Below are 22,897 nucleotides of genomic sequence, written 5' to 3' on the forward strand. Positions count from 1 at the left end.
GACGTTGTTACGCGTAAGCCGGGAGAAGGACCGGTATCATGGGACCGGTCCCGCAGAGGTTAGCGTACCATGCACGGGCGCTTATTATCAAATGTCCAGTTGGGGATCAGATACTGCATCCCCATCGCGTCATCACGCGCGCCCAGACCGTGTTTTTGATACAGCTCGTTCGCCTTCATCACCTGATCCATATCGATCTCCACGCCGAGGCCCGGTTTCGTCGGCACCTGCACCATTCCGCCTTTGATCTGGAACGGTTCCTTCGTCAGCCGCTGGTTACCTTCCTGCCAGATCCAGTGGGTATCGATGGCAGTGATTTTGCCCGGCGCAGCCGCAGCGACATGGGTAAACATCGCCAGCGAAATATCAAAGTGGTTATTGGAGTGCGAGCCCCACGTCAGGCCAAACTCATGGCACATCTGCGCCACGCGAACCGAGCCCTGCATGGTCCAGAAATGCGGGTCCGCCAGCGGGATGTCCACCGATTGCAGTGACAGCGTATGCCCCATCTGCCGCCAGTCGGTCGCGATCATGTTGGTTGCCGTCGGCAGGCCGGTAGCGCGACGGAATTCCGCCATCACTTCACGCCCGGAGAAGCCCTGCTCCGCGCCGCATGGATCTTCCGCGTAGGCCAGCGATCCCTTCAGGTATTTACCGATTTTAATCGCTTCATTGAGCGACCACGCACCGTTCGGATCGAGGGTGATACGCGCTTCGGGGAAACGTTTTGCCAGCGCCACGATGGACTCCGCCTCTTCGTCGCCCGCCAGCACCCCGCCTTTGAGTTTGAAATCGTTGAAGCCGTATTTTTCATACGCCGCTTCCGCCAGACGCACCACAGCCGCCGGCGTCATAGCCTCATCGTGACGCAGGCGATACCAGTCGCATTTTTCATCCGGCTGGCTCTGGTACGGCAGTGGCGTCGCTTTACGGTTACCAACAAAAAACAGGTAGCCCAGCATTTCAACTTCGTTACGCTGTTGGCCTTCGCCCAGCAGCGACGCGACGTTAACGCCCAGATGCTGACCCAGCAGATCCAGCAGCGCGGCTTCGATACCCGTGACCACGTGAATGGTGGTGCGCAGATCGAAGGTCTGCAACCCGCGGCCACCCGCATCGCGATCGGCGAAGTTATTGCGTACCGCCGTTAAAATATTTTTATATTCGCCCAGCGTTTTACCGGTGACCAGTTGAGCCGCGTCTTCCAAAGTCTGACGGATTTTTTCGCCGCCGGGAATTTCGCCCACCCCGGTGTGGCCCGAATTGTCTTTAATGATGACAATATTGCGGGTGAAGAAAGGGGCGTGCGCACCGCTCAGGTTCATCAGCATACTGTCGTGCCCGGCGACCGGGATAACCTGCATGGAAGTGACGACAGGGGTAGAAGTTTGCGAAGTCATTGTTTCATCCTTTTTAATCAGTGACGGCCGAAAACAGGACGTTTACGGTCAAATGTCCAGCCGGGGATCAGATACTGCATCGGGCCCGCATCATTGCGCGCGCCGCCAGGAAGCTTTTTATAAACTTCATGCGCTTTCTGTACCTGCTCCCAGTCCAGCTCCACGCCAAGCCCTGGCGCGTCCGGGACGGCAATTTTGCCGTCTTTTATTTCCAGCGGATTTTTGGTCAGGCGGCAATCTCCCTCCTGCCAAATCCAGTGGGTATCAATGGCGGTCGGCGTACCCGGCGCTGCCGCGCCAACGTGGGTAAACATCGCCAGTGAAATATCAAAATGGTTATTGGAGTGGCAACCCCAGGTTAGCCCCCAGTCATCGCACAGCTGCGCCACGCGCACCGCGCCGGAGAGCGTCCAGAAGTGCGGGTCGGCCAGCGGAATGTCGACGGCGTTGAGCATCACCGCGTGCCCCATTTCACGCCAGTTGGTCGCGATCATATTGGTGGCAACGGGCAGGCCGGTGGCGCGGCGGAACTCAGCCATCACTTCGCGGCCGGAAAAGCCCTGCTCGGCACCGCACGGATCTTCGGCGTAGGTCAGCACATCGTTCAGTCCTTTACATAAGGCAATTGCTTCATCCAACAGCCATGCACCATTCGGATCGACGGTAATGCGCGCCTGCGGGAAGCGTTTTTTCAGCGCGCGAACGGTATCAATTTCCTGCTCTCCCGGTAGCACGCCACCTTTGAGCTTAAAGTCTTTAAAACCGTAGCGATCCTGTGACGCCTCTGCCAGACGCACTACCGTCTCGCTGTTCAGCGCCTCCTGGTGGCGCAGGTGATACCACTCATGATTGCCCGGCGTACTTTCCAGGTAGGGCAGATCGGTTTTAGTCCGATCGCCAACGTAAAACAGATAACCGAGCACGGTTACCGCATCGCGCTGTTTCCCCGGCCCGAGCAGTTCGCATACCGGCACGTTGAGGGTTTTGCCCAGCAGGTCAAGCAGCGCCGCCTCAAGCGCGGCAACCGCATTCACCCGCAGTTCGAAGGTCCACGCGCCTTTACCAAAGGTATCGAAATCCGCCGCCTGGTTGCCTTTGTGGACGCGCTGTACCACCTGGTTCAGACGCGCCACTTCCTGACCCACCACCATTGGAATGGCATCGGTCAGCGTTTTCAGGATCACCTCACCGCCGGGCGCTTCGCCTACGCCGGTGTTCCCGGCGTTATCCGTCAGCATCACGATATTACGGGTGAAGTACGCATTATGCGCGCCGCCAATGTTCAGCAGCATACTGTCATGACCGGCCACCGGAATGACCTTCATATCCGTTACAACAGGACTTGATTGCGTTGTCATGGTTACCTCTCCACTACGGGTTTCAGTTCGACACGTTTGATATCGCCGACCAGTACCAGATAGCTGAGTACCGCCACCAGCGCGTGAATACCGACGTAAATCAGCGCGCCGTTAAAGGAGCCGGTTGTGCCGACGATGTAACCGATAGCGATAGGCGTCACAATACCGGAGATGTTGCCGAACATATTGAACAGACCGCCGGAAAGACCGCTGATCTCCTTCGGCGCGGTATCCGCCATGACTGCCCAGCCCAGCGCACCGATACCTTTACCGAAGAACGCCATCGCCATAAAGCCGATAATCATCCATTCGGTTTCGACGTAGTTACAGAACACCATCACCATCGATAACAACATACCGAGCACGATAGGCGTTTTACGGGCAATATTCAGCGAGCCGGTACGACGCATCAGCCAGTCGGAAATAATCCCGCCCAGCACGCCGCCAACAAAACCGCAGATCGCCGGAATCGAGGCGACAAATCCCGCTTTCAGAATTGACATCCCGCGCGCCTGCACCAGATAGACCGGGAACCAGGTGATAAAGAAGTAGGTTAAGGCGTTAATACAATATTGACCAAGGTAGATGCCGATCATCATGCGTGACCCGACCAATTGTTTGATCTGCGCCATCTTGACGCTCATCGGCACTTTTTGTTTGGTACTCTTCTGATCCATATTGATCAGCGCGCCGCCTTCAGCAATATACTCCAGCTCTTTCTTGTTCACGCCCGGATGCTGATTTGGCTCATAAATCACTTTCAGCCAGATAAAGCTGATGATGATGCCCAGTCCGCCCATAAAGAAGAAGACGTGCGACCAGCCCACTTCATGCGTTAACCAGCCCATGATCGGGGCGAAGATGACGGTGGCAAAATACTGCGCGGAGTTAAAAATGGCGACCGCCGTTCCCCTCTCCTGCGCCGGGAACCAGGCCGCCACGATGCGACTGTTGCCGGGGAAGGATGGCGACTCTGCCAGGCCAACCAGGAAGCGCAGGGTGAACAGCGCGACGATAATGCCGAAGCCGCTGAAGATATCGACGAAACCCTGTAGCAGGGTAAACATCGACCAGATAAAGATGGACCAGAAATAAACGCGTTTTGAGCCAAAACGGTCGAGCAGCCAGCCGCCCGGTATTTGACCAATAACATATGCCCAGGAAAAGGCGGAGAAGACGTATCCCATGCCTACCGGATCGAGCCCGATATCTTTCGCCATCTCGGAGCCAGCGATAGAGAGCGTGGCGCGGTCGCCGTAGTTAAACGAGGTGACGATAAACAGCATCACCACTATCCAGTAACGAGCGTTAGTCCGCTTTTCAGCGGCGCTCGCCGTATTGCTTAATGAACTCATTGTTGTACTCCTGAATCATAGCCTGTAGCTACGCTCATTCTGAACAGCACAACCGTAGGGTAATCAGAATGACGTATTAGCGTTTTCGCAGTTTTTTCACTAAGGGTCGTAATCGCCCGTTTTACTGCTCTTTTTTGACTAGCCAGAAAAGTGTATGACGAGAGCGGTGGGGTCTCACCGTGCATGCGCACAGCATTCATCAGGGCTCAAACGGGGATTTATGGCTTTAGCACAACGCAGTGGGCGGTACTTCACGGAAATGAAAATCAAACGCGTATTAACGCCGGGTGAGGAAATGGGGGTTGCAGGAGTGTGAAATAGCTCGCTTGACGTGGGGTAACTGCCCGTAAAAACCCTTTATTGCAAAGGGTTTTACTGGCATTTGCATGAAGCTAACTCGATTTAGTCTGGCTATAAACGCTTCTATTTTAGCAACGCGCCCCACTGTTCCACCCAGGGGCCAGACACCGTTTCAGGTTCGGGATCTTCGCTGGCATCAATCATCAGCACCTCGCCGATACGCTGAGCGCCCTGCTCCTGAAGCAGCTGGTCGAACTTTTTACCGCCGCCGCAGAAGTGCGAATAGGTGCTGTCACCCAGCGCGATAATGCCATAGCGCAGGTTCGGCTGATGGCCGAGTTTATCGTGGATCCCCTGATACAGCGGCACAATGCTGTCCGGCAGGTCGCCCTGTCCGGTGGTGGAAGTCACCACTAACGCGTAGCCTTGCTGATAAGGCTGCCAGTCCGCCAGCTGTGGATCTTCAAACACCCGGGCGTGGTGCCCCTGCTCATTAAGGGTAACCTCAGCCTCTTCCGCCACCAGTAGCGCGTTACCGTACATGGTGCCGACAAAAATCCCAATCTCCGCCATTTGTTAACTCCCTGATTATGCGTCTGCACTATCCTGGTAGGTATCTGGCGGAAACTCAACCCTTTCATTATCGGGGAGAAGCGTGCGCCAGCCGAAATGGGTAAGCGCGTCCATCCACACCGGGTCCAGCCCGGCGCGCAGGATCAGCGGCTCGCCGGTAAAGGGATGCGTCAGCGTGAGTTGACTGGCGTGCAGCATCAGACGCTGACAGCCAAAATGGGCCGCCGCGCTGCGGTTCTGCCGCAAGTCGCCGTGTTTACTGTCGCCGATGATCGGGTGGCGCAGATGGGCAAGATGGCGACGCAACTGATGCTTACGCCCGGTTTTCGGTTCCAGTTCGACCAGCGAATAGCGGGTCGTCGGGTAGCGCCCGGTGGCAACGGGCATTTCAACGGTTGCCAGCCCGCGATAGCGCGTTACCGCAGGCTGCGGCTCCCGATCCTCACGAGCGAATTTATCGGCGATTTTATCCAGCTCTTCGACCAGCGGATAATCCAGCACCGCGTCATCCGTCAGCCATCCGCGCACGATGGCATGGTAGCGTTTCTGGATTTGGTGCTGCTCAAACTGCTGAGCCAGCCGTCGTCCGGCCTCGCTTGACAGCCCCATCAGCAGCACGCCGGAGGTGGGCCGATCCAGACGATGTGCGGTAAAAACATGCTGCCCAATCTGATCGCGCACCGTCTGCATCACCACGACTTTTTCATCGCGATCCAGCCAGCTGCGATGTACCAGCCAGCCGGCGGGTTTGTTGACCGCCACCAGCCACTCGTCCTGCCAGAGGATCTCCAGCATCAGGCGTTATCGTCCATAAAAAAGGCATCCAGTTGCTGAAGTTCGAATACCACTTCATCACGCAGCGGATGGCTGGCGTCGAGGGCAATCTCATAATAGGGCGCAACGGCAAAACTTTGCGGCAGCGGCTGGCCGCTTTCCAGCAGCGCGTGCATCCGCGGAATAAGCACCCACTGTAGCCATTCAAGCGGCTCCAGCGTATCCATACAGAACGGTTGAGTGCTTTCAAACGCGCTGGCGTCCGGCACGCTGGTCTGCCAGTAGTCGTGTTTACGCAGCAGCGCTTCGATGATATGCAACTGCTCACGCACGCTATCGTGGAGTGTCATGGAAACCTCACAGGCTCTAAAATCTGGCGCGAAGAATAGCATTAGTTACGCAGAAACAAAAAAAGGGGGCACTGTTAAACAGTGCCCCCCGGTTCGTTTCGCAGCTATCCCGCTACTTTTTATGATGCTCCCTGCTCATCCATGACAACTTTTCCTGTTGGTCTCCTGACCTGTTCATCCGTAAACACTGCGTCCTGCTCACACCACCCCGATGCGATAACACTTTTCCTTAAGTGAGTCCCTGGCCATCCTGACCCACCGGGCATCCTGTCCGGCTCACTTTCTCCTTCCTGGAGGTGTCCTTACTATGCGTCCTGCATATCCCTTAACTTCATCCTGAAGCCTTCCCTGAAGCACCGTCCTGGTGTGTCCCTGTGAAGCGTCATCATCCTGATGTTCGCTTCGTTTGCGACTCCCTGTCGACGGACATAGAATCGTCTATTCCTTAGCGTCTTACAACTAGTCTTAAGACAATGCCTTAAGAAAAGTTTTACTTAAAAGCGGTAATGGAAAAACTATCTCTATGATTAATATTGTATTAATCATGATCTGAACAAATTATGGAAGAACATATTCTCTGCGATCTCTCACAAGCCGTGTGAGAGATCTCTTACAGACTACCCAGGGCAATGGCTTACAACACTGGCTCAAGTTGGCTAAGAAAATCCGTAAGCGAAGGGGCGAGAACGCGACGTTTCGCGGTTCCCAGCGACTCCTGTACCACCTCACCACGCAGATTACACACCGAAATGACCTCCAGTTCGCTATCAAGCGTTGCAATAAAGAGCGTCGGTGAAAGCTTAAGGCGTCTCTGGGTTACCAGGTGGCCGATTAGATTCTCCTGAACGCGACGGAAATCATCCGCACTCCATGTTTGCAGCAGCGTGAATGTTTCTGCACCATGACGCGCCTGCATGTCACCAGCATATTGCGTCGTATAAAAAACCTGCGCTGAGGGCTGAATCACAATATCCATCGCCCGTTCAACCGCGTTGAGGCCAGGTTCGCCGTCAAAAGGCTGCGGTTGCCAGAGCACCACATGGTCGGTGGAGGAAACAATACAGGGTGAAGGCACGCCGTGCAGCTCCTCACTTTGCGGCCAGCTGGTATGCTCATGCCGCCATGCATCACAATAACGTTGGGTAAACGCTTTCAGCGCCTGTGCAGTTTGTGGGTCCACTGATTTCTCTCTTTACGTCGGCCAGGATACACTTGTGCGATAGTGTACCTGCTTTATAACGGTGAAACATGTCTTCCTATGAAAACCATCAGGCGCTTTCCGGCCTGACCCTCGGTAAAACCACCCGTTACCGTGACACCTACGACGCGACGCTATTACAGGGCGTGCCAAGAAGCCTGAATCGCGATCCGCTGGGCCTGCGAGCGGACAATCTGCCCTTTCACGGCGGGGATATCTGGACGCTGTATGAACTCTCGTGGCTGAACGCGAAAGGCGTGCCGCAGGTCGCGGTCGGCCAGGTACAACTCGACTACGCCAGCCTCAACCTGGTGGAGTCGAAAAGCTTTAAGCTCTATCTGAACAGTTTTAACCAGACGCGTTTTGCCAGCTGGGATGACGTCCAGGCCACGCTGACGCGTGATTTAAGCGCCTGCGCGCAGGGCAACGTCCAGGTCACGCTGTATCATCTTGATGAACTGGAAGGCCAGCCTATCGCGCCCTTCAACGGTGTGTGCATCGACGATCAGGATATTGAGATTGAGAGCTATGAATTTAACGCCGATTTTCTCAAAAATGCGGCTGGCGGCGAGGTGGTGGAAGAATCGCTGGTCAGCCATTTGCTGAAATCCAACTGCCTGATCACCCATCAGCCGGACTGGGGCTCGGTGCAAATCCAGTATCGCGGCCCGGCCATCGACCGGGAAAAGCTACTGCGCTATCTGGTCTCGTTCCGCCATCACAATGAGTTTCACGAGCAGTGCGTGGAGCGCATTTTTAATGATATTCAGCGTTTCTGCCAGCCGGAAACGCTCAGCGTTTACGCGCGTTATACGCGCCGGGGCGGACTGGATATTAACCCCTGGCGTACAAACACCAACTTCTCACCTGCGACCGGCAGGCTGGTACGTCAGTAGACGATTATTTTGTGTATAACTGCGATCTTGCCCCGATCGCGGGTTGTGAAAACCGGGCTACGGGGGCTATTGTAATCACAGGGAGCGGCGATTATCGCCCCATAAGGAGTTCACTTGATTACACATGTAAGCCCCCTTGGCTCAATGGATATGTTGTCGCAGCTGGAAGTTGACATGCTTAAACGCACGGCCAGCAGCGATATTTATCAACTGTTTCGTAACTGTTCACTTGCCGTTCTTAACTCAGGGAGTCTCACCGATAACAGTAAAGAGTTGCTGTCACGTTTTGAGAATTTCGATATCAACGTCCTGCGCCGCGAGCGCGGGGTCAAACTTGAGTTAATCAATCCACCGGAAGAGGCGTTTGTTGACGGGCAAATTATCCGCTCGTTACAGGCCAACCTGTTCGCCGTCCTGCGCGATATCCTTTTCGTCTACGGCCAGATCCACAACACCGTTCGTTATCCCGATCTCGATCTGGAAAGCTCGGCTCACATCACCAACCTGGTGTTCTCGATCCTGCGCAACGCCCGTGCGTTGCACGTTGGCGAAGCGCCGAGCATGGTTGTGTGCTGGGGCGGTCACTCGATCAACGAAAAAGAGTACCTGTACGCACGCCGCGTCGGCACCCAGCTGGGTCTGCGCGAGCTGAATATTTGCACCGGCTGCGGACCGGGCGCGATGGAAGCGCCGATGAAAGGCGCGGCGGTCGGCCATGCGCAGCAGCGCTATAAAGACGGGCGATTTATCGGCATGACCGAACCGTCCATTATTGCCGCTGAACCGCCAAACCCGCTGGTCAACGAACTGATCATCATGCCCGATATCGAAAAGCGTCTTGAAGCGTTTGTGCGCATTGGACATGGGATCATTATCTTCCCCGGCGGCGTGGGGACGGCGGAAGAGCTGCTCTATCTGCTGGGCATTCTGATGAATCCGGCCAACAAAGATCAGGTTCTGCCGCTGATCCTCACCGGGCCGAAAGAGAGCGCCGACTACTTCCGCGTGCTGGATGAGTTTATTGTCAGTACGCTGGGCGAGGCGGCCCGTCGTCACTATCAAATCATCATTGATGATGCCGCCGAAGTGGCGCGGCAGATGAAAAAAGCGATGCCGCTGGTGAAAGAGTGCCGCCGTGAAACTGGCGACGCCTACAGCTTTAACTGGTCAATCCGTATTGCACCGGACCTTCAGTTGCCGTTCGAACCGTCGCATGAAAACATGGCGAACCTGAAACTGTACCCGGACCAGCCGGTCGAGGTCCTGGCGGCTGATCTACGCCGCGCCTTCTCCGGTATCGTCGCGGGTAACGTCAAAGAAGTCGGCATTCGGGCGATTGAGAAATACGGCCCTTACAAAATTCACGGCGACAGCGAGATGATGCGCCGTATGGACGACCTGCTCCAGGGCTTTGTCGCGCAACATCGTATGAAGCTCCCCGGCTCCGCCTACATCCCCTGCTACGAAATCTGCAAATGATCCTTCAGGGCGACCCATAGGTCGCCCTTATTCCTTGCCGTTTTATTACGCTTCCTGCCCCCATTAACCGGGGATAATGACGGTGATTTATTTGATTTAATTATATTAAAGCCAGCCAAAACGCCATCAAATGCGCTTTTTACAGTGCATATATCGTTAGTTCTCTCAATGACTTTCAAAAAGCATCCTGCGGATGCTAGCCTTTGCGCCCATAAACTCTATATGGGTAAAAAATGGCAGATAAATGGTCTAAATAACCACACATAAGAAGTAGATTATTGTAATTGCGATCGGGATCACTGATGCATTGATAACATAAATGTATCTTTCGCCGCGAAAATAGTTACGGCAAAAAATTATAAAAAATCGCTTACCTGACGAATTTCATACTACACATACCCAATTTTGCATTGAATTTGACCAGTAAATTGAATTTTAGCTTCCTCAGGAGAAACAGATGGAAACCACTCAAACCAGCACCATCACCTCTGCCAAAGCGCAGAGTACATGGCGTAAAACAGATACCATGTGGATGCTGGGCCTTTACGGCACGGCGATTGGCGCGGGCGTATTGTTCCTGCCAATCAACGCAGGTGTTGGCGGGATGATCCCGCTGATTATCATGGCGATCCTTGCCTTCCCCATGACCTTCTTTGCGCACCGTGGCCTGACCCGCTTCGTGCTGTCCGGTAAAAATCCGGGTGAAGATATTACCGAGGTGGTAGAAGAGCACTTTGGTATCGGCGCAGGTAAACTGATTACCCTGCTCTACTTCTTCGCTATCTACCCGATCCTGCTGGTCTACAGCGTCGCCATCACCAACACCGTCGAAAGCTTTATGACGCACCAGTTGATGATGACCCCGCCGCCGCGTGCGATCCTGTCGTTAATTCTGATTGTTGGCATGATGACCATCGTGCGCTTCGGCGAGCAGATGATTGTTAAGGCGATGAGCATCCTGGTCTTCCCGTTTGTCTTCGCCCTGATGCTGCTGGCGCTGTACCTGATCCCGCAGTGGAGCGGCGCGGCATTCGATTCGTTCTCTTTCGAGTCTGTTACCCCTACCGGTAACGGCCTGTGGATGACGCTGTGGCTGGCGATCCCGGTGATGGTTTTCTCCTTCAACCACTCGCCGATCATCTCCTCTTTTGCCGTGGCAAAACGTGAAGAGTATGGCGTGGACGCAGAGAAGAAATGTTCCCGCATTCTGGCCTTCGCCCACATCATGATGGTGCTGACGGTGATGTTCTTCGTGTTTAGCTGCGTGCTGAGCCTCTCCCCGGCGGACCTGGCGGAAGCCAAAGCGCAGAACATCTCTATCCTGTCTTACCTGGCGAACCACTTTAACGCGCCGCTGATTGCCTGGATGGCTCCGATCATTGCGATGATTGCCATCACCAAATCCTTCCTCGGCCACTATCTCGGCGCGCGTGAAGGCTTTAACGGCATGGTTATTAAGACCCTGCGTGGTAAAGGTAAGTCTATTGAGATCAACAAACTGAACCGCCTTACCGCGCTGTTTATGCTGGTTACGACCTGGATTGTGGCAACGCTGAACCCAAGCATCCTCGGCATGATCGAAACGCTGGGTGGGCCGATTATCGCCATGATCCTGTTCCTGATGCCGATGTACGCGATTCAGAAAGTCCCGGCCATGCGTAAATACAGCGGCCACATCAGCAACGCCTTTGTGGTACTGATGGGTCTGGTCGCCATGTCTGCGATTTTCTACTCCCTGTTCAGTTAACTCCCTCGCGCCATCTTCGGATGGCGCGCTTCATTACCTCAGTGGACGCATTATGATTAGCGTTTTCGATATTTTCAAAATCGGCATCGGCCCCTCCAGTTCGCATACCGTCGGCCCGATGAAAGCGGGCAAACAGTTTACCGACGACCTGATTGCTCAGGGCCTGCTGTTCGATGTCACCCGCGTGGTGGTGGATGTCTACGGCTCGCTTTCTCTGACCGGTAAAGGCCACCATACCGATATCGCCATTATTATGGGGCTGGCGGGAAACTTGCCAGATAGCGTGGATATTGCCTCCATCCCGGCGTTTATCCAGGATGTGAATACCCACGGACGCCTGCTGCTGGCGAACGGCGAACATGAAGTGGAGTTCCCGGTCGACCAGTGCATGAATTTTCATGCCGACAACCTGTCGCTGCATGAAAACGGGATGCGTATTACCGCCCTGGCCGGGGAAAACGCGGTGTATAGCCAAACCTATTATTCCATCGGCGGTGGTTTTATCGTCGATGAAGCGCACTTCGGCCACTCTTCCGATGCGCCGGTCAGCGTGCCGTATCCGTACAAAACCGCAGCGGATCTCCAGCAGCACTGTCGTGACAGCGGCCTGTCACTCTCCGGCCTGATGATGCAGAACGAACTTGCCCTGCACAGCAAAGAAGAGCTGGAACAGCACTTCAATAACGTATGGGACGTGATGCGCGGCGGAATTGAGCATGGCAGCGTTACCGAAGGCGTTCTGCCGGGCAAGTTACGGGTGCCTCGTCGCGCCGCCGCCCTGCGCCGGATGCTGGTTAGCCAGGATAAAACCACCAGCGATCCGATGGCGGTGGTGGACTGGATCAATATGTTCGCGCTGGCCGTCAACGAAGAAAATGCGGCCGGGGGACGGGTGGTGACTGCGCCGACCAATGGCGCGTGTGGCATCGTTCCGGCCGTGCTGGCCTATTACGATAAATTTATCCGCGAAGTGAATGCCAACTCGCTGGCCCGCTACCTGCTGGTCACCAGTGCGATTGGCTCGCTGTATAAGATGAACGCGTCCATTTCCGGGGCGGAAGTCGGCTGTCAGGGCGAGGTCGGCGTGGCCTGCTCAATGGCAGCGGCGGGTCTGACGGAGTTGCTCGGCGGCAGTCCCGGTCAGGTGTGCATCGCCGCAGAGATTGGCATGGAGCACAACCTCGGTCTGACCTGCGATCCGGTGGCCGGTCAGGTACAGGTGCCGTGCATTGAGCGTAACGCGATTGCTGCGGTAAAAGCGGTGAACGCCGCCCGCATGGCGCTGCGTCGCACCAGCGAGCCGCGCGTCTGTCTCGATAAAGTCATTGAGACGATGTACGAGACCGGTAAGGACATGAACGCCAAATACCGTGAAACCTCGCGCGGCGGGCTGGCAATGAAAATTGTGACCTGCGATTAACGGTGGCAATGGCGCTTTCCGTGGGTAACGGAACACGATCCCGCCGTCTCCCCTGAGAAGCCGCTTTGCCAACGCTCTGATGCCTCGTTTTGCGAGGCATCTTCCTGATTTATTCTCGCTTTATAGCCTCTCCTGCTTCACGGTGATACCCTGACGCCAGGTTTAAAGGAGGATACCCGTGGCCGTTCATTTACTTATTGTCGATGCGCTGAATCTGATCCGCCGTATTCATGCGGTACAGGGATCGCCGTGCGTAGATGCCTGCCAGCACGCCCTCGAACAGTTGATTGTTCATAGCCAGCCGACGCACGCGGTGGCGGTCTTTGATGACGAAACACGCAACGTGAGCTGGCGTCATCAGAAACTGCCTGACTACAAGGCTGGCCGGGCACCGATGCCTGACGATCTGCATAGTGAAATGCCGCAGCTTCGCGCCGCCTTTGCCCGCAGCGGCGTGCGCAGTTGGGGATCCGCAGGCAACGAGGCCGACGATCTCGCCGCCACGCTGGCCGTCAAAGTGGCGCAGGCCGGGCATGAGGCCACAATCGTTTCGACCGATAAAGGCTACTGCCAGCTGCTTTCCCCGACTATTCGCATTCGTGATTACTTCCAGAAACGCTGGCTGGATGCCCCCTTCATCGCCGCCGAATTTGGCGTTACGCCGGAGCAACTGCCCGACTACTGGGGGCTTGCCGGTATCAGCAGTTCGAAAGTGCCGGGCGTGGCAGGCATTGGTGCGAAAAGCGCCACGCAGTTGCTGACGGAATTTAAAACGCTGGAAGAGATTTACGCCCGCCTTGATGAGGTGCCGCAGAAGTGGCGTAAGAAACTGGAAGAGAACCGCGAAATGGCCTTTATCTGCCGGGATATTGCGCGGTTACGTTCAGATTTACAGATTGACGGCAATTTGCAGCAGCTTCGGCTGCGCAAGTAATCTTATCGTCGCCCTGACGTTTCGCGAAAGGGCGACGGAAACTCTACCGCTCGTCGCGACGCCCCCCAGCTGCGGCCCAGATGCGACGTACATGCACCGTCACCTCTTCCCTGTCATGATAAAGCTGACGCGCCTGGATCTGAGCGTTAATGCCGTTCTCGCTCAGTTTTCCCTCGATATACGCCAGATTATGCGATACCTCTTCATAACGTTTTTTCATCGGCAGCTTAAGGTTAAAAATGGTCTCCCGGCACCAGCCGTTAACCAGCCACTGCGCCATTAGTGCCGCGACTTTAGCGGGCTTCTCGACCATATCGCAGACCATCCACGAAATATTATTACGCGTCGGTTTGTACCTGAAGCCATCTTCACGCAGCCAGGTGACCTGACCGGTATCCATCAGGCTCTGCGCCATCGGACCGTTATCGACTGAATAAACCCACATATTGCGTTTGACCAGTTGATAGGTCCAGCCACCGGGGCATGCCCCGAGGTCGACCGCGTACATACCGTTAGCCAGACGCTCGTCCCACTCATCGGCAGGGATGAACACATGCAACGCCTCTTCCAGTTTAAGCGTGGAGCGACTCGGCGCATCGGCCGGAAACTTGAGGCGTGGGATACCCATATAAAACGGGGAGTTGTTATTGCTGTAAGAGTAGCCCGTATAGCAGCAGCCCGGCGCAATGAAGAAAACGTGTACCACCGGACGTTTTGCCGATTCATAGCTGGTCAGCACTTTCGCCTCGCGCAGCGCGGCACGCAGCGGCACGGTAAACTTGCGGCAGAACTTCATCAGCTCTTTGCTTTCATTGGTATCCGCGACTTCAACACGCAGATCGCCGCCCTTCTCCACCACGCCCTGCAACATGCCAACAATCGGCGTAATACGATCTTCCGGTGGCAAATTTTGCAGCAGCTCACCGGCAACAAACATCTGGCGGGCGAAAATCAGCGAACTGAAAGGTAATTCCGTCGCCAGTTTGTCAGCCTCATTAGCCTGATAACATTCAAAAATGACGTAACCTGAATTTTCTTTTACTCGCGCGAAGCCGTAGATTTCACGGCGGCCCGCTTTGTCAGTGATTTCCGCTGCGCACTCTTTCTCAAACCCGGAGCGGCACAATAAAATCAGCTTATTCATGAACAATGCCCTTACGCTTCAGGCGAATCGCACCCACTAACATCAGCGCCCAGCCAGCCAGAAAACAGACGCCGCCAACCGGCGTCACAAACGCCCACAGGCGCAAATGCGAGAGCGCCAGACAATAGAGGCTGCCGCTAAATAAGACGGTTCCCAGCGCCAGAAATACGCTGCTCCAGTAAAACCAGATGCTAATACGACGCTGCATCGCCACCGCCAGCGCGAAAATTGCCAGCGTATGAAACGCCTGATATTCAAGGCCGGTGTGGATCCAGCCCATTTCAACAGCGCCCATTGATTTACTTAACACGTGGGCACCAAACGCGCCCAGCGCCACAAAAATAAAACCGCTAATGGCGGCAAAAATCAGCATAAAACGGCTGGTCATGTTATTACCCTACAGTTATTTATTGTTCGTAACGGAAGCGGAATTTTTCTTGCTCGCTTGCCGCTTTCGCCAGGATCCACTGACGAAAGGCGGCTATTTTACCCAGTTCTGCCTGGCTGTCATGACAAACCAGATAAAACGCATTCTTACTGACCAGAACATCATTAAAAGGGCACACCAGACGGCCAGCCTCAATTTCGGACTGGGCCATCACATTATTGGCTAAAGCAATACCCTGCCCGTGAATTGCCGCCTGCAACACCATGGCGCTGTGGCTGAAAATAGGTCCCTGCTGCACATTAATATGATTAAGCCCGAGTTGGCGGGTATAGGTTTGCCAGTCGCGGCGGGAGGCATCGTGCAATAGCGTATGTTGCGCTAAATCTGCCGGTGTCTTCAACGCCTTATCGCCGGTTAGCAATACCGGTGCACAGATCGGGAGTAAATATTCTGCATACAGTTTTTCAACGCGCAGGCCAGGCCAGTTGCCACGGCCATAAAAAATGGCCACGTCGACATCATCCGCCAGTTTATCCTCTTCACGATCTACCGCCTGAATTCTGACGTCAATTCCCGGATAAGCTGAGTTAAAGCTTGAAAGTCGGGGAACCAGCCAGTGAATAGCGAAACTGGGTAATAAACTGACCGTCAGCGCCCCTTTGGCGCTGCGTGATTGCAGTTTACGTGTTGCGTCGGTTAATTGCGAAAATATCTCTTTTATATCCTGGAAATAGCTCTGGCCTTCCTCGGTCAACAAAAGCGATCGATTGCGTCGGCGAAAGAGCTTTAACCCCAGGAAATCCTCGAGGGACTTGATTTGATGACTGACTGCGGCCTGGGTCACAAAAAGCTCATCGGCGGCGCGAGTGAAGCTTAAATGACGCGCGGCAGCATCAAATACACGTAATGCATTCAGAGGGGGTAATCGCTTTGACATAGTGATTCTGGCTCAAATGTTAATGCAAATTAACAAACAGGAAACAGGACGCTACCTATTAGTTTTTTTTATCTGAGCCATTATAATTTGTCCGTTGAGCTTCTACCAGCAAATACCTATAGTGGCCGCACTTCCTGAGCCGGAACGAAAAGTTTTATTGGAATGCGTGTTCTGATGAACTTTTGGCTTACGGTTGTGATGTTGTGTTGTTGTGTTTGCATTTGGTCTGCTCTTCAGACCACGGTAGCCAGGCTACCCTTTTCACTTCCTGTACATTTACCCTGTCTGTCCATAGTGATTAATGTAGCACCGCAAATTGCGGTGCTTTTTTTTGCCTGAATTCTGGCTTATTTCTCCAGCGCCACCATCTCTTTCACGTCAGAGCGGTTAATCTGCTGTTTGTTACCGTTGGCATCTTTATAGGAGATCATCCCGGTATCATTATCGGTGACAGGTTTCCCGTCAGAAACGATAGTCCGGCCATCATTGGTATGCATCACGTAGTTCGGACCAGAACAGGCGCTCAGAGCAAATGTCAGCATACAGGCAGAAATAATTGCGGCAGTCTTTTTCATCTTCTTCTCCTTTTAGCAATTCATGCTATAGAACCATCATTTGGTAACAGGCTTAAACATTCACCTAACAGTTATCAGCATAACTCACCATGAAAAACCTGCCAGGATTACAGGACAATTCTGATGGTTTTCAACATGCTTGCGCCGGGAAGTGAATTGCGCGACGATCCCGGTCTTACGATGAGGAATGCCATGAATACGTTCAATCCTGCGCAATTTCGCGCACAATTTCCGGCGCTGGCCGATGCAGGCGTGTACCTTGATAGCGCAGCGACCGCGCTAAAACCGCAGGCGGTTATTGATGCCACGCAGCAGTTTTATAGTCTGAGCGCAGGGAACGTGCATCGCAGTCAGTTCGCTGAAGCCCAGCGTCTGACCGAGCGTTATGAGGCCGCGCGCGATCGGGTTGCGCGCCTGCTTAATGCGCCGTCGGGCAGAGATATCATCTGGACCCGTGGAACGACCGAAGCCATTAACATGGTGGCCCAGTGCTATGCTCGCCCGCGCCTGAAGCCTGGTGATGAAATCATTGTCAGCGAAGCAGAGCATCATGCCAATTTTGTTCCCTGGCTGATGGTTGCCGAGCAGACCGGCGCAAAGGTGGTCAGATTGCCGCTTGGCGCGGACCACCTGCCTGACGTGGCGCGTTTAGCGGAAATCATTACTCCGCGCAGCCGTATTCTGGCGCTGGGACAGATGTCGAACGTCACCGGCGGCTGTCCGGATCTGGCGAAAGCCATCGGCATTGCTCACGGCGCAGGGATGGTGGTAATGGTCGATGGCGCGCAGGGTGCGGTTCACTTTCCGGCCGATGTGCAGAAGCTGGATATCGATTTTTATGCCTTCTCCGGCCATAAACTCTACGGGCCCAACGGCATTGGCGCACTGTATGGCAAAAGTGAGTTGCTGGAGAGCATGTCGCCGTGGTTGGGCGGCGGTAAGATGATTGTCGAGGTCAGCTTTGCTGGCTATAAAACCCAGCCGGTGCCTTATCGCCTTGAAGCCGGAACCCCCAACGTGGCAGGCGTCATTGGACTAAGCGCCGCGCTGGAGTGGCTGGAAGGGACGGATATCGCCCAGGCAGAAAGCTGGAGTCGTGGACTGGCAACGCTTGCCGAAGATGCGCTGGCAAAACGTCCAGGCTTTACCTCCTTCCGCGTGCAGGATTCCAGCCTGCTGGCCTTTAACTTTGCTGGCATTCATCATAGCGATATGGTGACGCTGCTGGCAGGATATGGCATTGCGCTGCGCGCCGGCCAACACTGCGCCCAGCCGCTGCTGGCGGCGCTCGGTGTTGACGGCACCCTGAGGGTCTCATTTGCGCCCTATAATACGCAAAACGATGTTACTGCACTGGTTAACGCCGTTGACCGTGCGCTTGAAATTCTGGGGGATTGATGACTAGCCCTGCTTTTGCCGGACACCCTTTTGGCGTCACGATAACCGAAGAGACGTTGAAAACTACCTTTTTGCCGCTGACGCAGTGGGAAGAGAAATACCGGCAGTTAATTCTGCTGGGAAAACAGCTTCCCGCGCTGCCGGACGATCTTAAAGCGCAGGCGCGGGAAATTCCCGGCTGTGAGAATCGCGTCTGGCTGGGTTACACCGTATCGCCGGAAGGGAAACTGCACTTCTTCGGTGACAGCGAAGGCCGCATCGTGCGCGGGCTGCTGGCAGTGTTACTGACCGCCTCAGAGGGAAAACACGCCGCCGAACTGCTGGCGGGGGATCCGCTGGCGCTGTTTGATGAACTGGGCTTACGCAGCCAGCTCAGCGCCTCGCGTAATCAGGGGTTGAATGCGCTTAGCGAAGCGGTACGCGCCGCCGCATTGAGCGTTGAGTAACCTTACGATGCTAATGGTGCGCTACCTGCCCGGCGGCGCTGCGCTTGCCGGGCCTACAAGTAATGCTATGCCATTGATATTGTAGATTTTACCAGGACGGGGAAGGCGCAACCGCCACCCGGCAAAATCATCACTGCCGTGCGGCTTTCGCCATCATCTTCTTCAACGCATGCGAAACGGCGATAAAGCCAAACGTCGCCGTCACCATCGTTGCGGCACCAAAACCTGAGGCGCAATCCATCCGCTTTGGCCCTTCAGCCGTGCTTTTCATCGCGCAGACTGACCCATCCGACTGTGGATAAACCAGCGCTTCGGTAGAAAATACGCAGTCCACGCCAAGCTTACCTTTGCTGTTTTTCACTACCCCAAAATCGCTTTTCAGCCGCTCGCGCAATTTTGCCGCCAGCGGATCCTGAATGGTTTTCGCCAGATCGCTGACCTGAATTTGTGTCGGGTCGATCTGTCCGCCCGCGCCGCCGGTGGTGACCAGCGGAATTTTATTGCGTCGACAAAAGGCAATTAGCGCGGCTTTTGGACGCACGCTGTCGATGGCATCAATCACATAGCTATAGCCCTGATTCATATAGCCTGCGACGTTATCCGCCGTCACAAAATCATCAATGACGGTTACCCGGCATTCCGGGTTAATCTGTCGAATTCGCTCAGCCATCACCTCCGCTTTTGCCACGCCCACCGTTTCCCGCAGCGCATGGATTTGTCGGTTGGTGTTGGTGACACAGACGTCATCCATATCAATCAGGGTGATCGCGCCGATGCCGGTGCGTGCCAGTGCCTCAGCCACCCAGGATCCGACGCCGCCAATGCCCACCACGCAAAAATGCGCGTCAGCAAAAAGCTGGAGCGCCTGCTCACCATATAAACGTGCGGTGCCGCCGAAACGTTGACGCCAGGCATCGCTGATTACTACAGACATAAAACCTCGGAATGTAAAAACATAAACTGCGGAGTCATGGTTCACCCCCTCCCCACCGGAAGAGGGTGAGAAGGGCTAGCCACTAAATACGTTACCTGATGTCAGGCCACCGCCTGCACCTAGCGCGCTTTTCAGCACCCAAACGCGGCCATAGTGATTGTACCAGCCCGCGCGATGACCAGCATCTGACCCGATGCCCTGATAAATATCAAAGTGCTGACCTTTGATTGCGCCGCCCACATCCAGTGCCACCATCAGACGTAACTCATACTGGCCGTTAAACTTGCCGTTGTTATCCAGCAGCGGCACTTCCGCCAGCAGCGTGGTACCCGCCGGAATAATGCTGCGGTCGGAGGCCACAGAAGCACGACCAATCAGCGGCACCGCGCTGGCCCCTTTCACCGGCGCATACGACTGCGGTTTAAAGAAGACGAACGACGGGTTCTGCTCAAGCAGTTCCTGCACTTCAGCCTCGCTGTGGGTTTCTCCCCAGTGGCGGATGGCCTGCATTGACATGTCTTCGCGCTTCACCTCGCCGCGGTCGATCAGCACCTTGCCGATGCTGCGATAAGGCCAGCCGTTTTTACCGGCATAACTAAAGAAGTTCAGGGGTGAGCCGTCGCCAAAGTCGATGTACCCGCTGCCCTGCACGTCCATGATGAAATTGTCCATCAGCGAGTTGCTGTAGGCCAGAACATAGCTGTCGCTCAGGCCGCCCGCATAGATGCTCGCGCGCGACGGCAGTTTTCCGCGTTTCGGCGGCATACGGTAGATAGGATAGCGAAACTCGCCCTGAGGGGTATGTCGTGCCTGCACCACTGGCGTGTAGTAGCCGGTAAACTGCACGTTGCCGTAGTGATCGGCCCCTTCCATCTGCCAGGCGTCAATACCAAACTGGCGCATGGTGCGGGTATCGCCGCCAGCGCGTAACCAGTCCTGCACGGCATTATAAATATTGCTCTGGGAACCATAGAGACGCGGCGAAGCGCTGCGGATCTGACTAACCTGCTCGGAAAAGTCACCCGCATTAATCGGAGCGCCGACCGCATCAGGCTGGTTTACCAGAGAGAACGGCTGGGTAAACTTTCCGTCTTCATACTGTTGACCGCGATCGGTGGGTTTTGAAGAACACGCGGCTAGCATAGTCACCACCGCCCCCGTCAGAAGATATTTTGCCCAACGTCCTTTCATTGTTCTCATCTTTTAGTTACCTGAATGCCGAATGAAGATAACAAACCCCTGAACCTATTGAAATGCGCATACGCACCCTGATACAAATTCCGTGCAAAAAACGAACCGCTTTGCGCTGTTTTTATCCACATACTCATCAAATTTATGATCTGGTTAAAAAAAGGGTTGCATGAAAACGGCAGCAGAGTATAGTGCGCTTCCACGGACGCGGGGTGGAGCAGCCTGGTAGCTCGTCGGGCTCATAACCCGAAGGTCGTCAGTTCAAATCTGGCCCCCGCAACCAATACAATGTGAAGAAAGACGTTACTCGATGGAAGAGTAACAGACGGACGCGGGGTGGAGCAGCCTGGTAGCTCGTCGGGCTCATAACCCGAAGGTCGTCAGTTCAAATCTGGCCCCCGCAACCAACACATTGTGCAGTAAAGCGTTACTTAACTGATAAGTAACAGACGGACGCGGGGTGGAGCAGCCTGGTAGCTCGTCGGGCTCATAACCCGAAGGTCGTCGGTTCAAATCCGGCCCCCGCAACCAATATTTACGCGTCCGACAATGTGAAGATCATGAAGCCGCAACGCTGATTCAGCCTGCGGTTTTTTTACGTCTGTTGTTTATGAACAGCAGTATTGCCCTCGCTTTGCCGGGTGGCGGCTTCGCCTTACCCGACCTACACTATCTGCTATATCAAGGCGTCAGGCGGTTATGAATACTGCCAGACGTTTACCCTCTCCGCGCCAGCGTCGCCCCGTCCGCAAAATAAGCTTTAATCCCGGCCAGAATAGATTCAGCCACCTCCTGCTGGAATGCCGCCGTTTTCAGCTTACGCTCTTCTTCGATATTACTGATAAACGCGGTCTCCACCAGAATCGACGGGATATCCGGCGCTTTGAGCACCGCAAAGCCCGCCTGTTCGACGCTGTTCTTATGCAGGTTATTGACCTTGCCGAGCTTATTCAGTACCTCTTTGCCAAACTTGAGGCTGTCGTTGATGGTCAGGGACTGCACCATATCGAACATGGTATGGTCGAGGTAGCGGTCGCCGCTTTTGCTTACGCCACCGATTAAGTCGGCGGCGTTCTGCGTCCGGGCAAGGTATTTGGCGGCGGTACTGGTTGCGCCTTTCGTTGACAGCGCAAATACCGAGGAGCCGCTCGGCTGACGGCTGGTGAAAGCGTCAGCGTGGATAGAGACAAAAAGGTCGGCGCGCTGCTTCTGGGCTTTTGCCACGCGGACTTTCAGCGGAATAAAGACGTCTTCATTGCGCGTCATAAAGGCTTTCATATTGCCTTCTTTCTCGATCAGCGCACGCAGGCGACGGGCGATTTGCAGCACCACGTCTTTTTCCCGGGTACGGTATTTCCCTACCGCGCCGGAGTCTTCGCCTCCGTGTCCGGGATCGAGCATAATCACAATCGGCCTGTCCCTCCCGGCCTTGCCCGGCTGCGGACCGCTTTGCGCTGGCGGCACCTGTTTCTCCAGATCGCCCTTATTGTAATCCTCCAGCAGCGCCAGCAGCGGATCCTGAATGTCCTGCGCGTTTGCCGGATAGAGATCCATCACCAGGCGCTCTTTAAAACCAGCCACCGGTGCCAGCGCGAACAGCTGCGGTTTAATATTTTGCTTGAGTTCAAACACCATCCGCACGGTTTGCGGATCAAATTGCCCTACGCGTGCAGACTGAATAAACGGATCGTTACTGCTGATCTGGGCACTCATGCCCTTCAGCACCGAATTCAAATTAACGCCTTCCAGATCGACCACCAGCCTTTCGGGATTGCTTAACGCAAACTGGCGGTACTTTAGCATTTTATTGGATTCGATCGTTACGCGCGTATAGGTCGACGCAGGCCAGACGCGCACCGCCACAACCTGACTCACGGCAGCGAAACTGGTCTGGCTTACGCTTAATAACCACATGGCCCCTGCGCCCTGTAGTAAACGACGGCGGCTTAGTGCTGATTTGCTTCCCGACATGCAATTCCCAGGCAAAATTATCGTAACTGTTTATAAAAACATCCAAATTGACCGAAAACTTTAACCAATGGCGCATACGCTGTCACCCCTAAAAGGGTAAACATTCTTTTTCAGACCGCGTTTCGCTTG

Annotated in this window: 21 protein-coding genes and 3 tRNA genes; 10 read left to right on the forward strand and 14 right to left on the reverse strand. The window is 54.8% G+C overall.

Annotated elements, in window-relative coordinates:
• Positions 1 to 59 precede the first annotated feature (59 nt).
• The 7 genes from gudD to syd form a co-directional block, all read right to left on the reverse strand.
• Complete coding sequence (gene gudD / locus INT84_RS20155; protein ID WP_194208229.1) at positions 60 to 1,400, reverse strand: glucarate dehydratase; 1,341 nt, start codon at positions 1,398 to 1,400, stop codon at positions 60 to 62.
• 17 nt (positions 1,401 to 1,417) lie between these two features.
• Positions 1,418 to 2,758: an enolase C-terminal domain-like protein gene (locus INT84_RS20160; RefSeq protein WP_194208230.1), complete on the reverse strand. Its 1,341-nt coding sequence runs from the start codon at positions 2,756 to 2,758 to the stop codon at positions 1,418 to 1,420.
• A gap of 2 nt (positions 2,759 to 2,760) precedes the next feature.
• Positions 2,761 to 4,113, reverse strand: coding sequence for an MFS transporter (locus INT84_RS20165; RefSeq protein ID WP_194208231.1), 1,353 nt, complete (start codon positions 4,111 to 4,113; stop codon positions 2,761 to 2,763).
• A gap of 423 nt (positions 4,114 to 4,536) precedes the next feature.
• Positions 4,537 to 4,986, reverse strand: coding sequence for a flavodoxin (locus INT84_RS20170; protein ID WP_194208232.1), 450 nt, complete (start codon positions 4,984 to 4,986; stop codon positions 4,537 to 4,539).
• Between the two features lie 15 nt (positions 4,987 to 5,001).
• Positions 5,002 to 5,781: a tRNA pseudouridine(65) synthase TruC gene (gene truC / locus INT84_RS20175; RefSeq protein ID WP_194208233.1), complete on the reverse strand. Its 780-nt coding sequence runs from the start codon at positions 5,779 to 5,781 to the stop codon at positions 5,002 to 5,004.
• The gene (locus INT84_RS20180) at positions 5,781 to 6,110 is read right to left on the reverse strand and encodes a YqcC family protein (RefSeq protein WP_194208234.1); all 330 of its coding nucleotides are present in this window, start codon (positions 6,108 to 6,110) and stop codon (positions 5,781 to 5,783) included. The genes truC and INT84_RS20180 overlap by 1 nt, the downstream gene beginning before the upstream one ends.
• Positions 6,111 to 6,744: 634 nt before the next feature.
• Positions 6,745 to 7,290, reverse strand: coding sequence for a SecY-interacting protein (gene syd / locus INT84_RS20185; RefSeq protein ID WP_194208235.1), 546 nt, complete (start codon positions 7,288 to 7,290; stop codon positions 6,745 to 6,747).
• 68 nt (positions 7,291 to 7,358) lie between these two features.
• On the opposite strand from syd, the gene queF reads away from it, so the two are divergent.
• The 5 genes from queF (at position 7,359) to xni (ending at position 13,784) form a co-directional block, all read left to right on the forward strand.
• On the forward strand, positions 7,359 to 8,204 hold the full coding sequence (gene queF, locus INT84_RS20190) for an NADPH-dependent 7-cyano-7-deazaguanine reductase QueF (protein WP_194208236.1): 846 nt from the start codon (positions 7,359 to 7,361) through the stop codon (positions 8,202 to 8,204).
• Between the two features lie 114 nt (positions 8,205 to 8,318).
• Positions 8,319 to 9,683 carry a nucleotide 5'-monophosphate nucleosidase PpnN gene (gene ppnN, locus INT84_RS20195; RefSeq protein ID WP_194208237.1) on the forward strand — a complete coding sequence of 455 codons (1,365 nt, stop codon included), beginning with the start codon at positions 8,319 to 8,321 and terminating at the stop codon, positions 9,681 to 9,683.
• A gap of 457 nt (positions 9,684 to 10,140) precedes the next feature.
• Positions 10,141 to 11,430 (forward strand): HAAAP family serine/threonine permease, encoded by a 1,290-nt coding sequence (locus INT84_RS20200; protein WP_194208238.1) that lies wholly within the window; start codon positions 10,141 to 10,143, stop codon positions 11,428 to 11,430.
• Positions 11,431 to 11,482: 52 nt separating this feature from the next.
• On the forward strand, positions 11,483 to 12,850 hold the full coding sequence (locus INT84_RS20205; RefSeq protein ID WP_194208239.1) for an L-serine ammonia-lyase: 1,368 nt from the start codon (positions 11,483 to 11,485) through the stop codon (positions 12,848 to 12,850).
• A gap of 178 nt (positions 12,851 to 13,028) precedes the next feature.
• On the forward strand, positions 13,029 to 13,784 hold the full coding sequence (gene xni, locus INT84_RS20210; RefSeq protein WP_194208240.1) for a flap endonuclease Xni: 756 nt from the start codon (positions 13,029 to 13,031) through the stop codon (positions 13,782 to 13,784).
• A 43-nt stretch (positions 13,785 to 13,827) separates the two neighbouring features.
• Here xni and rlmM read toward each other — a convergent pair whose 3' ends face one another.
• From rlmM to INT84_RS20230, 4 genes are all read right to left on the reverse strand, one after another.
• Positions 13,828 to 14,928, reverse strand: coding sequence for a 23S rRNA (cytidine(2498)-2'-O)-methyltransferase RlmM (rlmM, locus tag INT84_RS20215; protein WP_194208241.1), 1,101 nt, complete (start codon positions 14,926 to 14,928; stop codon positions 13,828 to 13,830).
• Positions 14,921 to 15,316: a DUF423 domain-containing protein gene (locus tag INT84_RS20220; RefSeq protein ID WP_176920916.1), complete on the reverse strand. Its 396-nt coding sequence runs from the start codon at positions 15,314 to 15,316 to the stop codon at positions 14,921 to 14,923. Before INT84_RS20220 ends, rlmM begins: the two co-directional genes overlap by 8 nt.
• A 19-nt stretch (positions 15,317 to 15,335) precedes the next feature.
• The gene (gene gcvA / locus INT84_RS20225; protein ID WP_176920917.1) at positions 15,336 to 16,253 is read right to left on the reverse strand and encodes a glycine cleavage system transcriptional regulator GcvA; all 918 of its coding nucleotides are present in this window, start codon (positions 16,251 to 16,253) and stop codon (positions 15,336 to 15,338) included.
• 347 nt (positions 16,254 to 16,600) lie between these two features.
• Positions 16,601 to 16,828, reverse strand: a complete 228-nt coding sequence (locus INT84_RS20230) for a YgdI/YgdR family lipoprotein (protein WP_103675203.1) — start codon at positions 16,826 to 16,828, stop codon at positions 16,601 to 16,603.
• A gap of 192 nt (positions 16,829 to 17,020) precedes the next feature.
• On the opposite strand from INT84_RS20230, the gene csdA reads away from it, so the two are divergent.
• Together csdA and csdE are read left to right on the forward strand one after the other, a co-directional pair.
• A complete protein-coding gene (gene csdA / locus INT84_RS20235; RefSeq protein ID WP_194208242.1) occupies positions 17,021 to 18,226 on the forward strand; it encodes a cysteine desulfurase CsdA in 1,206 nt (401 codons plus the stop codon).
• Positions 18,226 to 18,672 (forward strand): cysteine desulfurase sulfur acceptor subunit CsdE, encoded by a 447-nt coding sequence (csdE, locus tag INT84_RS20240; protein ID WP_194208243.1) that lies wholly within the window; start codon positions 18,226 to 18,228, stop codon positions 18,670 to 18,672. The genes csdA and csdE overlap by 1 nt, the downstream gene beginning before the upstream one ends.
• Before the next feature lie 130 nt (positions 18,673 to 18,802).
• Here csdE and tcdA read toward each other — a convergent pair whose 3' ends face one another.
• Positions 18,803 to 19,606 (reverse strand): tRNA cyclic N6-threonylcarbamoyladenosine(37) synthase TcdA, encoded by an 804-nt coding sequence (gene tcdA, locus INT84_RS20245; RefSeq protein ID WP_194208244.1) that lies wholly within the window; start codon positions 19,604 to 19,606, stop codon positions 18,803 to 18,805.
• Positions 19,607 to 19,681: 75 nt separating this feature from the next.
• On the reverse strand, positions 19,682 to 20,797 hold the full coding sequence (gene mltA, locus INT84_RS20250; protein ID WP_194208245.1) for a murein transglycosylase A: 1,116 nt from the start codon (positions 20,795 to 20,797) through the stop codon (positions 19,682 to 19,684).
• 206 nt (positions 20,798 to 21,003) lie between these two features.
• On the opposite strand from mltA, the gene INT84_RS20255 reads away from it, so the two are divergent.
• The 3 genes from INT84_RS20255 (at position 21,004) to INT84_RS20265 (ending at position 21,328) form a co-directional block, all read left to right on the forward strand.
• Positions 21,004 to 21,080, forward strand: a tRNA-Met gene (locus INT84_RS20255).
• Between the two features lie 47 nt (positions 21,081 to 21,127).
• A tRNA-Met gene (locus tag INT84_RS20260) sits at positions 21,128 to 21,204 on the forward strand.
• A 47-nt stretch (positions 21,205 to 21,251) separates the two neighbouring features.
• A tRNA-Met gene (locus tag INT84_RS20265) sits at positions 21,252 to 21,328 on the forward strand.
• 186 nt (positions 21,329 to 21,514) lie between these two features.
• Here INT84_RS20265 and amiC read toward each other — a convergent pair.
• Positions 21,515 to 22,768, reverse strand: a complete 1,254-nt coding sequence (gene amiC / locus INT84_RS20270; protein ID WP_194208246.1) for an N-acetylmuramoyl-L-alanine amidase AmiC — start codon at positions 22,766 to 22,768, stop codon at positions 21,515 to 21,517.
• Positions 22,769 to 22,897: the final 129 nt, after the last annotated feature.

Origin of the sequence: Superficieibacter sp. 1612_C1 (assembly GCF_015234305.1) — a bacterium.
GTDB lineage: Bacteria > Pseudomonadota > Gammaproteobacteria > Enterobacterales > Enterobacteriaceae > Superficieibacter.

What these genes read in the sequence shown, in the direction of transcription:
- gudD (WP_194208229.1), bottom strand. Translation starts at nt 1,400, where the DNA reads ATGACTTCGCAAACTTCTACCCCTGTCGTCACTTCCATGCAGGTTATC.
- INT84_RS20160 (WP_194208230.1), bottom strand. Translation starts at nt 2,758, where the DNA reads ATGACAACGCAATCAAGTCCTGTTGTAACGGATATGAAGGTCATTCCG.
- INT84_RS20165 (WP_194208231.1), bottom strand. Translation starts at nt 4,113, where the DNA reads ATGAGTTCATTAAGCAATACGGCGAGCGCCGCTGAAAAGCGGACTAAC.
- INT84_RS20170 (WP_194208232.1), bottom strand. Translation starts at nt 4,986, where the DNA reads ATGGCGGAGATTGGGATTTTTGTCGGCACCATGTACGGTAACGCGCTA.
- truC (WP_194208233.1), bottom strand. Translation starts at nt 5,781, where the DNA reads ATGCTGGAGATCCTCTGGCAGGACGAGTGGCTGGTGGCGGTCAACAAA.
- INT84_RS20180 (WP_194208234.1), bottom strand. Translation starts at nt 6,110, where the DNA reads ATGACACTCCACGATAGCGTGCGTGAGCAGTTGCATATCATCGAAGCG.
- queF (WP_194208236.1), top strand. Translation starts at nt 7,359, where the DNA reads ATGTCTTCCTATGAAAACCATCAGGCGCTTTCCGGCCTGACCCTCGGT.
- INT84_RS20200 (WP_194208238.1), top strand. Translation starts at nt 10,141, where the DNA reads ATGGAAACCACTCAAACCAGCACCATCACCTCTGCCAAAGCGCAGAGT.
- INT84_RS20205 (WP_194208239.1), top strand. Translation starts at nt 11,483, where the DNA reads ATGATTAGCGTTTTCGATATTTTCAAAATCGGCATCGGCCCCTCCAGT.
- rlmM (WP_194208241.1), bottom strand. Translation starts at nt 14,928, where the DNA reads ATGAATAAGCTGATTTTATTGTGCCGCTCCGGGTTTGAGAAAGAGTGC.
- INT84_RS20220 (WP_176920916.1), bottom strand. Translation starts at nt 15,316, where the DNA reads ATGACCAGCCGTTTTATGCTGATTTTTGCCGCCATTAGCGGTTTTATT.
- gcvA (WP_176920917.1), bottom strand. Translation starts at nt 16,253, where the DNA reads ATGTCAAAGCGATTACCCCCTCTGAATGCATTACGTGTATTTGATGCT.
- INT84_RS20230 (WP_103675203.1), bottom strand. Translation starts at nt 16,828, where the DNA reads ATGAAAAAGACTGCCGCAATTATTTCTGCCTGTATGCTGACATTTGCT.
- csdA (WP_194208242.1), top strand. Translation starts at nt 17,021, where the DNA reads ATGAATACGTTCAATCCTGCGCAATTTCGCGCACAATTTCCGGCGCTG.
- csdE (WP_194208243.1), top strand. Translation starts at nt 18,226, where the DNA reads ATGACTAGCCCTGCTTTTGCCGGACACCCTTTTGGCGTCACGATAACC.
- tcdA (WP_194208244.1), bottom strand. Translation starts at nt 19,606, where the DNA reads ATGTCTGTAGTAATCAGCGATGCCTGGCGTCAACGTTTCGGCGGCACC.
- mltA (WP_194208245.1), bottom strand. Translation starts at nt 20,797, where the DNA reads ATGAAAGGACGTTGGGCAAAATATCTTCTGACGGGGGCGGTGGTGACT.
- amiC (WP_194208246.1), bottom strand. Translation starts at nt 22,768, where the DNA reads ATGTCGGGAAGCAAATCAGCACTAAGCCGCCGTCGTTTACTACAGGGC.